At 38.1% G+C, this 15,453-nt stretch carries 14 protein-coding genes; 12 read left to right on the top strand and 2 right to left on the bottom strand.

Features of this window, described 5'->3' with window-relative positions; all coding sequences use genetic code 11:
• The first annotated feature begins 127 nt into the window (after positions 1 to 127).
• The 10 genes from BCR22_RS02455 (at position 128) to ruvB (ending at position 11,561) form a co-directional block, all read left to right on the top strand.
• On the top strand, positions 128 to 925 hold the full coding sequence (locus BCR22_RS02455) for a TIGR00282 family metallophosphoesterase (RefSeq protein ID WP_069653415.1): 798 nt from the start codon (positions 128 to 130) through the stop codon (positions 923 to 925).
• Positions 926 to 1,197: 272 nt separating this feature from the next.
• Positions 1,198 to 1,566 carry a YlbF family regulator gene (locus tag BCR22_RS02450; RefSeq protein ID WP_069653414.1) on the top strand — a complete coding sequence of 123 codons (369 nt, stop codon included), beginning with the start codon at positions 1,198 to 1,200 and terminating at the stop codon, positions 1,564 to 1,566.
• A 2-nt stretch (positions 1,567 to 1,568) separates the two neighbouring features.
• Complete coding sequence (gene mutS, locus BCR22_RS02445) at positions 1,569 to 4,136, top strand: DNA mismatch repair protein MutS (RefSeq protein WP_069653413.1); 2,568 nt, start codon at positions 1,569 to 1,571, stop codon at positions 4,134 to 4,136.
• 33 nt (positions 4,137 to 4,169) lie between these two features.
• On the top strand, positions 4,170 to 6,254 hold the full coding sequence (mutL, locus tag BCR22_RS02440) for a DNA mismatch repair endonuclease MutL (protein WP_069653412.1): 2,085 nt from the start codon (positions 4,170 to 4,172) through the stop codon (positions 6,252 to 6,254).
• 27 nt (positions 6,255 to 6,281) lie between these two features.
• Positions 6,282 to 6,839 carry a Maf family protein gene (locus BCR22_RS02435; protein ID WP_069653411.1) on the top strand — a complete coding sequence of 186 codons (558 nt, stop codon included), beginning with the start codon at positions 6,282 to 6,284 and terminating at the stop codon, positions 6,837 to 6,839.
• A 27-nt stretch (positions 6,840 to 6,866) separates the two neighbouring features.
• A complete protein-coding gene (locus tag BCR22_RS02430; RefSeq protein WP_069653410.1) occupies positions 6,867 to 7,361 on the top strand; it encodes an acyl-CoA thioesterase in 495 nt (164 codons plus the stop codon).
• 98 nt (positions 7,362 to 7,459) lie between these two features.
• Positions 7,460 to 7,897 carry a peptide-methionine (R)-S-oxide reductase MsrB gene (gene msrB / locus BCR22_RS02425; protein WP_069653409.1) on the top strand — a complete coding sequence of 146 codons (438 nt, stop codon included), beginning with the start codon at positions 7,460 to 7,462 and terminating at the stop codon, positions 7,895 to 7,897.
• Between the two features lie 155 nt (positions 7,898 to 8,052).
• Complete coding sequence (locus BCR22_RS02420) at positions 8,053 to 9,720, top strand: peptide ABC transporter substrate-binding protein (RefSeq protein WP_069653408.1); 1,668 nt, start codon at positions 8,053 to 8,055, stop codon at positions 9,718 to 9,720.
• A gap of 206 nt (positions 9,721 to 9,926) precedes the next feature.
• A complete protein-coding gene (gene ruvA / locus BCR22_RS02415; RefSeq protein WP_069653407.1) occupies positions 9,927 to 10,538 on the top strand; it encodes a Holliday junction branch migration protein RuvA in 612 nt (203 codons plus the stop codon).
• A gap of 12 nt (positions 10,539 to 10,550) precedes the next feature.
• On the top strand, positions 10,551 to 11,561 hold the full coding sequence (gene ruvB / locus BCR22_RS02410; protein ID WP_069653406.1) for a Holliday junction branch migration DNA helicase RuvB: 1,011 nt from the start codon (positions 10,551 to 10,553) through the stop codon (positions 11,559 to 11,561).
• A 203-nt stretch (positions 11,562 to 11,764) separates the two neighbouring features.
• Here ruvB and BCR22_RS15615 read toward each other — a convergent pair whose 3' ends face one another.
• A complete protein-coding gene (locus BCR22_RS15615) occupies positions 11,765 to 12,112 on the bottom strand; it encodes an Rgg family transcriptional regulator (RefSeq protein WP_240485841.1) in 348 nt (115 codons plus the stop codon).
• Positions 12,113 to 12,296: 184 nt separating this feature from the next.
• Positions 12,297 to 12,479 carry a hypothetical protein gene (locus BCR22_RS15910; RefSeq protein WP_338030535.1) on the bottom strand — a complete coding sequence of 61 codons (183 nt, stop codon included), beginning with the start codon at positions 12,477 to 12,479 and terminating at the stop codon, positions 12,297 to 12,299.
• Between the two features lie 299 nt (positions 12,480 to 12,778).
• Here BCR22_RS15910 and BCR22_RS02400 point away from each other — a divergent pair, with 299 nt between their 5' ends.
• Positions 12,779 to 13,456, top strand: a complete 678-nt coding sequence (locus BCR22_RS02400; RefSeq protein ID WP_069653405.1) for a CPBP family intramembrane glutamic endopeptidase — start codon at positions 12,779 to 12,781, stop codon at positions 13,454 to 13,456.
• Between the two features lie 216 nt (positions 13,457 to 13,672).
• Positions 13,673 to 14,731 carry a hypothetical protein gene (locus tag BCR22_RS02395; RefSeq protein WP_069653404.1) on the top strand — a complete coding sequence of 353 codons (1,059 nt, stop codon included), beginning with the start codon at positions 13,673 to 13,675 and terminating at the stop codon, positions 14,729 to 14,731.
• The last annotated feature ends 722 nt before the right edge of the window (positions 14,732 to 15,453 follow it).

Below are 15,453 nucleotides of genomic sequence, written 5' to 3'. Positions count from 1 at the left end.
GGCGAACCTTTTGAACTGTGTTTACTAAAAATAAAGCCATGACAACTGTCACAAACTAACAGCCCTTTCTTTCCGCTCAAAAAACCTCTATAATAATAGTAGAAATTAAAAGAGAAGAGGAAGTTTTTTGCGTATATTATTTATAGGAGACGTAGTAGGATCATTAGGTCGAGAGACAATCACGACCTATTTACCAAAATTAAAGAAAAAATACCGTCCACAAGTCACGATTCTTAATGGTGAAAATGCGGCGGCAGGTCGTGGAATCACAGGTAAGATCTATAAGAAGTTCTTGCAAGATGGTGCAGATGTTGTCACATTAGGAAACCATACTTGGGATAACAAAGAGATTTTCGAATTTATCGACGATGCTAAAAAAATGATTCGTCCGGCTAACTTTCCTCAAGGGACACCTGGACAAGGGATGGTTTTTGTCAAAGTCAATCAACTTGAATTAGCAGTTATCAACATGCAGGCGCGTGTTTTTATGGCGGATATTGATGATCCGTTTCGTAAAGCAGAAGAATTAATCACAGAAGCTCGCAAGCGGACACCATTGATCTTTGTTGATTTTCATGGTGAAACGACGAGCGAGAAGCAAGCAATGGGCTGGTTTTTAGATGGACATGTAAGTGCCGTTGTAGGGACACATACCCATGTGCAGACCAATGATGCTAGGATTTTACCAGCTGGGACAGCATTTTTAAGCGATGTCGGCATGACAGGCCCTTATGATGGGATCTTAGGCATGAAGCGCGGACCGATTATTGAAAAATTTAGGACAGCATTACCAAAACGTTTTGAAGTCATCGAAGAAGGACGGAGTTTATTATCGGCTTGTGTCATTGATATCGACGATCAGACAGGACAAGCGAAGAAAATCGAACCGATTCAGATCAGTGAAGATCGTCCGTTTGTAGAATAGAGTTAGTGGGGATTATCCAAACATAGGATAAGATGAATTTTACGTAGTAGCATGTCATGTTCTCAAAACATTCTTAAAGGGCAGAGTAACCAAAATAAAAGGGTGCTCTGTTCTTTTTATCGACCATTTCAGCTTTTGACGCTATCTTATAAAATAACTTTTACTGCTTAGGTGCTATTTTTTTTCGCAAACTGTTGATTCTGCTGGAATTATGTTAAAATAAGTAGACCTATTTTACAATAAAATCTTACCCAGAATAAAGGTGTGAAATCATGGAGCCATCCATTACAGATAAAGAAATAAATGAAGAATTAACCAAATTATTGGACTTGCTTGGCGAGGACGAATTGATTCAGCGTTATAAAGAATTAGAAGAAAAAGTCCAAAATAACGAGAAACTGACCGGCTTAGTAGAACAAATCAAAGCCGCTCAAAAAGATGCTGTTCAATTTGCTCATTATGATAAACCAGAAGCAGAAAAAGACGCAATCAAGCGTGCGGACGAATTAACGAAAGAATTCGATGAACATCCCTTAGTTGTGGCCTATCGCGAGCAATTGATGGAAGCCAACGACCTCTTGCAGCACGTCACAGATATGATCCAATATAGAATCAATGAAGAACTAGAGAAGGAAGGGTAACAATGCCACAAAAAACAAAACACACACCCATGATGGAACAATATTTAGCAATCAAAGACCAATATCAAGACGCTTTTCTGTTTTACCGTTTAGGTGACTTTTACGAAATGTTTTACGAAGATGCGGTTAATGCTTCACAGTTATTGGAATTAACTTTGACTAGTCGGAATCGCAATGCAGATGACCCAATCCCAATGTGTGGAATTCCTCATCACGCTGCACAAGGCTATATCGATACATTGATTGAAAAAGGCTATAAAGTAGCAATCTGCGAACAAGTAGAAGACCCTAAAACCACCAAAGGCATGGTCAAACGAGAAGTTGTTCAGCTCATTACGCCAGGCACTGTGATGACGAGTAAAGGCTTAGGAGCGAAAGACAATAACTATTTAACAGCTATCGTCGAAAAGGAGGGTACATTTGGTTTAGCGTATGTTGATTTAAGTACTGGAGAACTAAAAACAGCTGTTTTAAGTGATGAAGATGCGGTGATTAATGAAGCATCGGCGTTGCAAACGAAAGAAATCGTATTAGGTAGCGAATTATCAGAAACATTGCAACAAACATTAAAAGATCGCTTAAACATTATTTTTTCTGAACAAAACCAAGCAGAAGAAAATGCTGAATTCAGTTTTTTAACAAGTGAACTGACACATCCGCTAGAAGTTGATGTAACAGGCAAATTATTAACATATTTAACTGTGACGCAAAAACGTGGATTGTCTCATATTCAAAAAGCAGTAGAATATCAGCCAGATCATTTCTTGAAAATGGATCACTATTCTAAATTCAACTTAGAATTGACCCAATCGATTCGAACTGGACTGAAAAAAGGCACCCTATTATGGCTGCTGGACGAGACGAAAACTGCAATGGGCGGCCGTTTATTAAAACAATGGCTAGATCGTCCCTTAATCCAAGAAAAACAAATTCAAACAAGACAAGAAATGGTTCAATCCTTACTAAATGCTTATTTCGAACGTGTTGATTTACAATCTACATTGACCAAAGTCTATGATTTGGAGCGTTTAGCTGGTCGTGTAGCATTTGGGAATGTGAATGGTCGTGACTTGATCCAACTGAAAACCTCGTTAGAACAAGTACCATTGGTTCGTGAATTGATTGTAGGAATCAATCAAGGGGAATGGAATGATTTATTATTAGATTTAAATCCTGCTGAAGACATCGTTGAACTGATCAGTAATGCGATTAACGAAGAAGCACCGCTTGCCATTACAGAAGGAAATATCATCAAAGATCATTACAACGAAAAACTAGATGAATACCGTGATGCGATGCGCCATGGCAAACAATGGTTAGCTGAACTAGAAGCCAAAGAACGACAAGAAACGGGCATCAAAACCTTAAAAGTCGGGTTTAATCGCGTTTTTGGGTATTACATCGAAGTCACAAAATCCAACTTAGCAAATCTAGCAGAAGGAAAATACGAACGCAAACAAACTCTGGCGAACGCGGAGCGTTTTATTACGCCGGAACTCAAAGAGATGGAAACCTTGATTTTAGAAGCGGAAGAAAAATCGGTCGATTTAGAGTATCAATTATTCTTAGAAGTTCGCGAACAAGTTAAAGCCAACATCGAGCGTCTGCAAAAACTAGCAAAAACAATTAGTGCAGTGGATGTCTTACAAGCTTTTGCAACAGTCAGTGAACGATACCAATATGTTCGCCCGACCCTAAAAAGCAATAGTAAAGAGCTACATATTGTTGAAGGACGTCATCCAGTTGTGGAAAAAGTGTTAGGGCATCAAGAATATATCCCAAATAGTGTTCATATGAGTAAAGAAAACATTATTTTGTTGATTACAGGACCAAATATGTCGGGTAAAAGTACCTACATGCGCCAGCTAGCACTAACGGTAGTTATGGCTCAAATCGGCTGTTTTGTCCCAGCTGAATCGGCTGAATTACCGATTTTTGATCAGATTTTCACACGAATCGGTGCATCAGATGATCTGATTGCAGGTCAAAGTACGTTTATGGTGGAAATGATGGAAGCCAATCAAGCCTTACGTCATGCCACACCAAACAGTTTGATTTTATTCGATGAACTTGGTAGAGGAACTGCTACTTATGATGGGATGGCGTTAGCACAAGCAATTATCGAATATATCCACAGAGAAGTTAAAGCGAAAACATTGTTCTCAACTCATTATCATGAATTGACCGTCTTAGATGAAAAGTTGAGTGGAGTGAAAAATATTCACGTCGGTGCAGTAGAAAAAAATGGCGAAGTTGTCTTTTTGCATAAAATGATGGATGGTCCAGCAGATAAAAGTTATGGGATCCATGTAGCTAAAATCGCTGGATTACCAAGTACATTACTAGAGCGCGCTGCGACGATTCTTTCGGCTTTAGAATCAGATGAGCAACCGCTTAAAACAGTTGAATACAAAGATGAGATTAAAGAAGATACGGAACAATTATCATTATTTAAAGAAGTATCGACGGATGAGTTAGGTGTGATCGATACCTTGAAGAAAATCAATTTATTAGAAATAACACCAATGGATGCTTTGAATAAATTGCATGAACTGCAAAAAAGAATTTAAACTAAAAAACTGAGCAAGGAAAGGATCGTATAGATGGGAAAAATCCAAGAATTATCAGAACAACTTGCCAATCAGATCGCTGCTGGTGAAGTAGTAGAACGTCCTGCATCAGTTGTCAAAGAACTTGTAGAAAATGCGATCGATGCTGGAAGTACACAAATCGATATTTTTATTGAAGAAGCAGGACTGAAAACGATCCAAATTATCGACAATGGTGAAGGAATCGCAAAAGATGATATTCTTAGTGCATTTAAACGCCATGCGACAAGTAAAATCCATACAAGAGATGATTTATTTCGTATCCGCAGTTTGGGATTCCGTGGAGAAGCTTTGCCCAGTATCGCGTCCGTTTCAGAAATTGTTATAGAAACAGCTGTGTCTGAAGAAGAGGAAGGTAGTTATGTTCAAATGAAAGGCGGTAAGGTCGAAGAGCATCGCCCAGCCGCTTTAAGAAAAGGAACAAAAATCACCGTCTCAAACTTATTTTTCAATACACCAGCTCGCTTAAAATATGTTAAAACGATCCAAACTGAACTTGCCAATGTCGGGGATATCGTCAACCGCTTAGCTTTAAGTCATCCTAATATTGCGTTTCGTTTAGTTCATGATGGCAATAAAATGATGAATACTGCGGGAAATGGCGATTTGAAGCAAACGATTGCTGGAATATATGGTATTAGTACGGCGAAAAAAATGCTAAAGATCGAAGCAGAAGATTTGGATTTTAAATTAACAGGCTATGTTTCATTACCAGAAGTTACTAGGGCTAGTCGTAATTATTTGTCAACGATCATTAATGGTCGTTATATCAAGAACTTTGCGTTGAACAAAGCAGTCGTCGACGGTTATGGCTCCAAATTAATGGTTGGCCGTTTTCCTTTGGCTGTATTAGAAATTGAGATGGATCCGTTGTTAGTTGACGTCAATGTTCATCCCACCAAGCAAGAAGTCCGTTTAAGTAAGGAAAAAGAATTGATGGTCTTGATTAGTGATGCGATTCGTGAAGTGTTAAGCCAAGAGCAATTGATCCCAAATGCTGCAGATAACCTTCGCTTTAAAAAGAAAGTCGAACCACAGCCGAAAGTGGAGCAAATGGAAATTCCTTTAACAGAACAAGAGGAAGTAACAAAACCTATTCGCACATCGGGTAGCCTAGGCTATGATCCAACGAGTGGCAACTTTTTTGTTAAAGAAACGACAGCAGAATATGTCCCCCAATCGTCTACGGACAGTGGGGCAAAAGAATCGGAATCTCTGAGTAAAGAGGAACTTGAAAAAGAAGCGTTGATGGCCCATGCTTTCAGTTCACCTTATGAACCTGAGGCACATCAGCAATCTGATAATAGCCAAACGGCAGAACCAACTAAACTTGCGGAAATACCTCCGCAAAATGAAGAACCCTCGGTTGACGAACAAGTCTATGAAGAAGAATTAAGTCATCATCCAGAATTTGATTTTTCCGCAACTGGAGCTCAAAATGACTTAAATAAAGTGTTGAATAAGTTGTCGGATGAACGTCCGAAAGAACGGTTTCCAGAACTAGAATATTTTGGTCAGATGCATGGTACTTATCTGTTTGCTCAAAGTAAAGATGGTTTATATATCATCGATCAACACGCAGCTCAAGAACGTATCAAATATGAGTATTTTAGAGAAAAAATCGGTGAAGTCACGAACGATCTACAGGAGCTATTAGTGCCGATCGTGATCGATTATCCAAATAGTGACGCGCTAAAAATCAAAGAACAAAAAGAAAATTTAGCAGAAGTTGGCATTCATTTAGAAGATTTTGGTCAAAATAGTTTTATTGTTCGGGCTCATCCAACGTGGTATCCAGCGGGTGAAGAAGAAACGATCATCCGTGAGATGATCGATATGCTTTTGACAACAGGGTCTGTTAGTGTAAAAAAATTCCGTGAAGCCACAGCGATCATGATGAGTTGTAAACGGTCGATCAAAGCGAATCATTATTTAAATGAACAACAAGCGCGTGTCTTATTGAAGGATCTTGAGACTTGTGAGAATCCATTTAATTGTCCTCATGGTCGTCCTGTTTTGATTCATTTTACAAATTCAGACATGGAAAAAATGTTTAAACGTATTCAAGACCCACACTAAAAAACATAGGAAGAAGGTTTTATCCTAATGGCAGTTATTTTAGCCTCTCAATCGCCTCGCAGACGTGAGTTGTTGAGCCGAATTATCCCTAATTTTGATGTTGTGCCAGCTGATATAAATGAAGAAGTCAAAGGGTATTTCACCCCAATGGACTACGTTTTAACGATGGCGGCGCAAAAAGCAGCACATATTGCCAAACAATATCCAAATGATTTAGTGATCGGTTCCGATACGATCGTCACAATCGACAATGAAATATTAGGAAAACCCACTTCCAGAGAGGATGCTTTTCGGATGCTGCGTCAACTAAGTGGCAGAACACATAAAGTTTATACAAGTGTCGTATTAATGAAAAATGATCAAGAATCTTCGGCTACAGTTCCTGCTACAGTAGAATTTTACGATTTGACGGACGAAGAAATCAATCGCTACCTAGATACAAAAGAATACACAGATAAAGCTGGAGCCTACGGGATTCAAGAGCAAGGTGCTTTATTGGTTAAAAATATTCAAGGTGACTACTATTCGATCATGGGCTTGCCTATTGCGACTCTGTACCGAATGCTACCAGCCTTTGACGTGTAACTGAACGATGAAAGAAGGAAACAACAAATGAAATGTTCACAAACAAGAGCCATTCAGACACATATGATCACGTATCCTCATTTAAATTTTCATAAAACCTTATTTGGTGGTCAACTAATGGCATGGCTGGATGAAACGGCTGGGATCTCAGCTGTTCGAATATCTAGAGCGGCAATCGTAACGGCATCTGTCGATCATTTAGACTTTTTAGCCCCTTTAAAAGCAGACCATTCAGTCTGTATTGATGCATACGTATCAGGAGTAGGTACGCGCTCGATGGAGATATTCGCCAAAGTGATCGGGGAAGATTTATTCACGGGAGAACGCTATCTAGCTGGAACTTGTTTTATGACCTTTGTCGTACCTAAAGGAGCGAGCTTGCCAAAAACAATCGAGCCAGAGACCAAAGAAGAACGTTTTATCTGTCAAGGATATGAAGCCAGAAAACAATTCAGACAAGCCAAGCGACAAGAAAGTATTGATTTAGCCGAAAATGTCGATCTGGATATTCCTTGGAACTAAAAGTCGACTTGAACACTTATTTTCTAAACAGAAAATGAGTGTTTTTTTCTTAATAATGCTATGATAGGACTAACTAAAAAGTAAGGGTGTGATTTGTCATGGAAAAACCATCAAAAGAAGAGTTGAAAGAAAAGCTATCCGATATCGAATATGCCGTAACGCAGGAAAATGCAACTGAACGACCTTTTACTGGTAAATATGATGACTTTTACCAAGAGGGGATTTATGTTGATGTGGTCAGTGGCGAACCACTTTTCAGTTCAACAGATAAATATGATGCAGGCTGCGGTTGGCCAGCTTTTACTAAGCCAATTGAAAAACAAGGTGTCAAAGAAAATTCAGATTTTTCTTTAGGAATGCGTCGTGTTGAAGTACGGAGTAAAGAAGCCGATTCCCATTTAGGCCATGTTTTTACAGATGGGCCGCAAGAGCAAGGTGGTTTACGCTATTGTATCAATGCAGCAGCTTTACGGTTTATTCCGGTAGACGAGCTAGAAAAGGCAGGCTACGGGGACTATCAAACCTTATTTAAATAATAGGAAAGCCTATCTAAGCAGATTAAAATTGCTTAAATAGGCTTTTTTTATTTCCTTCATAAAACAATTGCTATTTGCCTTAATTTCTAGTATTATGAAAACATTCCGAAAATTAGAATTAGGAAAGAAAATAATTATTTATTGAGGAGAATAAAATGAAAAAAGTAAATGTGAGGAAATTAATCAGTGTGATGATGCTGTCTACTCTAGTTTTGGCAGCTTGCGGTGGTAAGACTGATTCTGCAGATAGTAGTAACGATAGTAAGAAAGCGAGTGGGGAACAGCTTTTTAAATTAGTAGTCCAACAAGAAATGCCAAGTGCAGATTTATCAGTTGCAACCAATACAATTAGTTTTTCAGCTTTGAACAATGTTTATGAAGGGTTATATCGTTTAGATGATAAAAGTAAACCACAGCCAGCTGGTGCAGTTGAGTTGGCAAAGAAAAGTGATGATGGATTGACCTATACATTTAAACTTAGAGAAGACGCTAAATGGTCAAATGGTGATCCTGTGGTAGCGGCAGATTATGTCTATGGTTGGCAACGAACAGCAGATCCTAAAACAGCAGCAGAATATGCTTATATGTTTGAATTAGTTAAAAACGGTGCCGATGTTTCTGCTGGTAAGAAAAGCTTGGATGAGTTAGGGATCAAAGCAATTGGGGATTATGAATTAGAAGTAACGTTAGAACAAGAAACGCCATACTTTGATTATTTATTGGCCTTCCCATCCTTTTTCCCACAAAATAAAAAAATTGTCGAAGAAAAAGGCAAAGACTATGCAACAACTAGCGACGCATCCGTTTATAACGGCCCATTTACGTTAACTGATTTTGACGGACCTGGAACAGACACCGAATGGTCGTATACAAAAAATGATCAATATTGGGATAAAGACGCAGTTAAGTTAGATAAAATTGAAGTAACAGTGGTTAAAGAAGCACCTACATCATTAAATCTATTCCAAGATGGTCAAGCAGACGATGTCATTTTAAGTGGAGAATTAGCAAAACAAATGGCGGATGATCCAGAACTTGTGATTGAAAAAGATGCTAGAACGTCTTATCTTGAATTCAATCAAAGAGATGCGAATTCACCGTACCACAATGAAAACTTACGTAAAGCAATTTCTTATTCAATCGACCGTGATGCATTGGTTGACCGAATCTTAGGAGATGGTTCGATTGCTTCTACTGGTCTTGTACCAGCTGGAATGTCATTCTCACCCACAGGCAATAAAGACTTTGCGGATGAAAATAAAAATGTGTTGACACATGACACCAAAAAAGCCAAAGAATACTGGGAAAAAGCAAAACAAGAATTAGGCATTGATTCATTCAAATTTGATATCGTGGGTGATGATACTGATTCTACCAAAAAAGTACTAGAATATATCCAAGGCGCAGTGAAAGAAACACTTGATGGTGTAGACGTGACCGTTACAAATGTGCCCTTTACCGTTCGATTAGATCGCGGTAAAAATGGTGACTTTGAAGTGATCATGGGCGGTTGGGGAGCTGATTATGCAGACCCAAGCAGTTTCACTGATTTATTTGTAACAGGTGGTTCATATAACAGAGGGCGCTACTCAAATGAAACATACGATGAATTAGTCAAAGCTTCAGGTAGTAAAGACGCCTCTGATCCAGAAAAACGCTGGACAGATATGGTAGAGGCCGAAAAACTATTGATGAACGAGATGGGCGTTGCACCAGTTTATCAAAAAGCAGAAGCACACATGCGTAGTAAAAAAGTCCAAGGCGTAGTAGCTCACGGAGCTGGTGCGCGATACGATTATAAATGGACTTACATTTCTGAATAAAAAGTAAAAGAGGGCGAAGGTGTAACTCGTAGAGATATACCCCTACCTCATCATATGACCAGTACGAATGGAAGCATAGTTCGTATTGGTTTTTTTATAGTTAAATAAGATGCTTTTTTTCAAGCTACTGATTTCCTTTAATCTGTGCTAAAATAGAAACATATGTGCGTGTGATGCGCAAGCAAGGTTTCAAGAAAGGTGAAATTATGTACGAGTATATTATTGGTAAAGTGACGTTTATCAGTCCATATTATATTGTAGTAGAAACAAATGGAATTGGCTATCAAATTTCTGTAGGAAATCCCTATCGTTATTCTGGAAAAACGGATCAGCAAACTAAAATTTATGTCCATCAAGTCATTCGTGAAGATGCCCACTCTTTATATGGGTTCAGTGATTTAGATGAAAAACAACTCTTTTTAAAGTTGATTAGTGTCTCAGGAATCGGACCTAAAAGTGGTTTAGCAATCATGGCTTCAGAAGATCACGGTGGGTTGATCAATGCGATCGAGAGTGAAGATGCTGCTTATCTAACAAAATTTCCTGGTGTGGGTAAAAAGACTGCACAACAAATGGTACTTGATCTTAAAGGGAAATTAGGAGAGCTAGAAACGTCAGATGCTGCTGTTGAAGCGATGGCTAAAACACCAAATACGCCATCAGCAAATCAGTCGCTGACAGAAGCATTAGAAGCGTTGAGTGCGTTAGGTTATAGTGAAAAAGAAATCAAACGTATCACGCCGAAATTGGAAGAATTAGGTACACAAGCGACAGATGAATACTTGCGCAATGCATTGAAATTTATGATGAAACGCTAAGGAGGAATCGTTATGACAGAAGATGAAAGACTACTTTCCGCTCAAAGAAGTGAAGGGGAAGAGTCCTTGGAAAAGTCGCTACGTCCGCAATTTCTCGAACAATACATTGGGCAAGACAAAGTCAAGCAAGAGCTTACGATTTATATCGAAGCTGCTCGCAATCGGGAAGAAGCCTTAGACCATACGCTTTTATACGGTCCACCTGGGCTGGGTAAGACGACGATGGCAATGGTGATCGCCAACGAAATGCATGTTAATATCCGAACGACGAGTGGACCAGCAATTGAGCGAGCAGGGGACTTAGTCGCGATATTAAACGAATTAGAACCAGGAGACGTTTTATTTATTGATGAAATCCATCGCTTACCTCGTGTAGTAGAAGAAATGTTGTATTCTGCAATGGAAGATTTTTATGTAGATATCATGGTGGGACAAGGAACAACAGCTCATCCAGTTCATTTTCCATTACCTCCGTTTACCTTGATAGGAGCCACGACAAGAGCTGGTATGTTATCTGCGCCACTTCGTGATCGCTTTGGCATTATTTCACATATGGAATATTATGAAACACAAGATTTAAAAGAAATCGTATTACGTTCAGCTGATATTTTCCGAACGGAGATCGTAGAAGAAGGCGCTTTTGAAATTGCACGACGTTCTCGTGGCACACCGCGAATCGCGAATCGCTTACTAAAACGTGTCCGTGATTTTGCCCAAGTACAGTCGAATGGCACGATCAACCGTGAAATTGCAGACCAAGCATTGACCTTATTGCAAGTTGATCATCAAGGATTGGATTATGTCGATCAAAAATTATTAAAAACAATGATTGAATTATACGGCGGTGGTCCTGTCGGATTAAGCACAATAGCGGTCAATATCAGTGAAGAAACTGAAACGGTAGAGGATATGTATGAACCGTATTTAATTCAAAAAGGATTTATCAAGCGTACGCCAAGAGGTCGAATCGCAACCGTATTAGCCTATGAACATTTTGGTTATGAATCGTATTATCAAGAATAATAGAAGAATAATGAGGGGGAACAGAGGTGCTTGTTACTTTTGTTCCTCCCTCATTTTTTTAGTTTTTATTATAAAGCTAACTAAACGGTGTGAGTAGACTTGATTCCACGATGTTCTTTCTCCTATCTTTTTAGGGTCATAAAGAAAGCTTCTAGTTCGGCTGCAATATTTGCTTGGTCAAGTATCTTCAATGTATTCAATGCCTAAAGAACTTTTTTTTCTCCAGCGATAGTGTCTCCCTGACAAATAGCAAAGAGTCCACTGTAATAGAGAAAGACGATTCGAAAAAAGCTGCTGGTAAATTCTTTACTCAGTTCTTCCAACCAACCTAATGCCTGTGAAATGTCAGCCCATTCTTGTTTACGAAACAATGTTGGCAATAGGTTCGCGAGTAGAGACGCGTAGACTGGGACTGCTCGATTGTATGATTGGTAGTGAGGGAGGGATTTTAGTAGTAGCTTAAAAAAGAAAAGTTGCTGTTCTTGGTTAAACATATCAACATTGTTGCTAAATAAGAGAATTTCTTGTAATGTCCAACTTTGAACATTCATCAAATAATGACTAAGGATTTGGATATCTTCAGGATTGCCCTGCCAATTCTAAAAATTTTTATGGCTCTCAAAATAGCTGAGAGACTGGATTCTTAAACGTAGTTCTGCCTGACGTACAAGGGTCAAAGCAGTAGGGTCGGTGAGGTGCAATTGGGTTTGGTACATTTTTTCTAAAGCTTGAATATCATGGCGATTGGCCGCGTGAGAAAAATTGTTGATATAATTTTTCTTCCCGTAATTGATACTCATTATGAATATAAAAAAATTCGTCGCTATCTACCATTAAGCGGTCTAAAATCTGCATAAATAAAAAGAGTGATATATCATGCTTTCCTTGTTCAAATTCAATAGCATAGGATTTTGTTATGATCTCGTTATATACTTCTTTTTGACTATATCCTTTATTTAAACGAATTTGTCTGACAGTTAGCCCATAATTTTTCCTTTATTCAGCACCTCCTAAAGCTAGTTTAGCTTGTTTTTCTACAGGTATCAAAAGGTTGGATTCCGTCAGGTCTTATATATCAGACTAAATCAATTAAAAACATGAAAAGTGGTTATTATCTAAACAGCGGAAGTGATTTGCTTGTAAACTAGGCGAATCATTTGTTTGCTACAAAGATAAAAACTATACTAAAAGAAAATAACCTTAAGGGCGTGGAGAAAATGCAAGAATTATTTGATCGAAAAGTAAAATTAGTTCCAGCAATTGTTTCGTTATTATTATTAGGATGCGCGTTTTATTCATTATTGAACACGGCATTTATTTTGAATTTTTGTATGATTCTCGTTGCAGGATTAGTAGGAATGTACTTGATGTATGGTGTGGAAGGCATTAAACAACTTTATTCCCCACTAAAAAAAGGATCAGTTAAAATTATAATGATTGCATACGTTTTAAGTTGGGTAACGGCTCTCTTGGCAAACGTTTTAGCCGGAGCGATTGGACAGCCGACTGCTGCTAATCCAATCGTGTATGAATTTAGTCATGGCTTGGTACCGGCGCTTACTTTGTTAGGTAAAACGTTATTCATGCTCGCAGGAGAGGAAATCATTACGACGATTCCACTGATTTTACTAGTTCATATAGCACTGCAGTATAAAGTTGAACGAAAAACAGCTATCATTGGTTCAGTTATTTTAACAAATCTTATGTTTGGGTCACTACATTTATCGACGTATGATTGGAATTGGTTCCAATGCTTGGTTGTGATTGGGTTGACTCGCATCCCTTTTACATGGGCGACATTAAAAACAAATTCAATCTGGGCGGGTACAATCATTCATATCGCTTTTGACTGGTTGATTTTTATAGGTGTTATTTTGGGGACTTTAGCACACTAACATACTATTATTATCATCGAACATATCATGTTAGAGCTATACCAATAGTTGGTATGGCCTAACATTTTTTTGCATTAGATGCAAATGATATACCTTGTCACAGAAGAAGTGAGTGTTTGATTAGAAAAAAAATCATATCATTTGCACAAAATATTTTAAGCTTTTATAGTTGATAGTGTACCAATTAGTAAAAAAATAAACGAAAGGATGGGAATTATGGAAAAGAATACGAGAAAAAAAGGGTTTGTATCGTACTTAACGACACAAGATGAAGCAGGGGTAAATATCTCTTGGGGGTCAATCATAGCAGGACTAGTTTCCTTCTTTGCGATTTTCTTTACCTTAAGTTTAATTGGTTCAGCAATTGGTTTTGGTATTGTTAAGCCAACAGCGGATAATCCGTTAGATGGTGTAGGAATGGGCCTTATTATTTGGACAGTGGTGACATTTGTTCTTTCATTATTTTGTAGTGGATTTATTGCAGGGGTAGCAGCACGCAGAGTAGGCTTAGTTCATGGTTTTCTAACATGGGCAACAAGTGTCTTGGTATTATTGGCTATCCTATCTTATACAGCAATCGGAGCATTTTCAGCAATCGGTTCTCTATTTGGGAATATCGCTTCAGCAACTGGCAGCACTGTGGAAACTGTAGCTTCAGGCACATCTGATGCGATCAGTAAAGGATTTGATAAAGTGACAGATGGAGTTCAATCAGTGGATACGACAGAACTTCAAGGACAAGTTAAAAAAGTCTTATCTGATACTGACGTAAAAGAACTACAACCAGATTATTTGAAAGATAAAATGAAAGAAGCGACAGATGAAATCACGGATGCTGGAAAAGAAATCATCAAAAATCCTGATAACTCTGATAAAATCTTCCAAGATACTGCAGATTCTTTAGAAGCAAAAGCGAAAAAAATCGGTGATTCAGTTGATCGCCCAGCAATCGCAAACGCAGTAGCAAAAAATACAGATTTATCGCAAGAAGAAGCCGAACAAGCAACAGATAATATCTATAATGAACTACAAAAAGCGTCTAAAGAAACACAAACACAAATCGAAAATGCTAAAACAAGTCTAGAAGATGCAAAAGAAGACTTGGATAAAAATATCAAAGAAGCTAGACAAACTGCGGAAGATGCTTCAAATACAGTAGCAAAAGCGTCTATCTGGGGCTTTGTAGCTATGGTTCTTGGGATGATCATCACTTCCCTAGCTGGTTTATGGGGATCTAATTTAGTGAAAGACCCTGTAACTGAAAGTAAATTGTAAAAGTATTCGTTAATAGAATTCTATAAAAAAATAGGCTGGACAGAAGAGATTGCTTCTGCCCCCCACCGTTTATTCGCATTTAGGGTGTGAAACAAAAGTGATTTACTTTCGTCCCACACCCTTCAGACTGTAGACAGACTCCTACATTAGGAGTCTGTCTACAGTTTTTTTATACTAATTTATATAAACTATTTTGGAAGTGATTCTAATGATGAAAAAAAAATTTGTTGAAGGAAGAAACCAATCCGCTAGGTTAACGCTTGATGATCTTGGACTAAAAGATTGATGCTACAATTTAGTTTGATTTCATTTACCTCATTGTAGAATCTATGTATTCGGCTTGTGTTTGTCCCAGTGTTGATACAGTGAACATGATCAATCAATACTTGTTTAATATTCGTTCTATGAGACAGAGAATCAAAGAAATTAACGAAAATAGTGCTTATTGTTGGTTTTTCGTCTGTTCTTCGAAGGAGCCTGAAACATAACCTTTTTAGTTATGTCCCAGGCTCCTTCGAAGATTTAGAAAAACTACTTAATTTAAAGCTTGTTTTCTTACGGAAGACAACGTTATCTACAGTCTGATAACCAACTCCCTTTTTGTTGAGTATGTACGATTGATATGTTTCCTCGTTTTTTTTATACTACGTAAATAAGTGTAAATACTATGCATTGGAACCCACAAAAGAGTTTTTATTTGTTTTAAATCAAAAAAAAAGGAT

This window comes from Enterococcus plantarum, from assembly GCF_001730295.1.
Classification (GTDB): domain Bacteria; phylum Bacillota; class Bacilli; order Lactobacillales; family Enterococcaceae; genus Enterococcus_L; species Enterococcus_L plantarum.
Note: the sequence above shows the minus strand (reverse complement) of the source record. Positions and strands in the feature narration are given on the sequence as shown.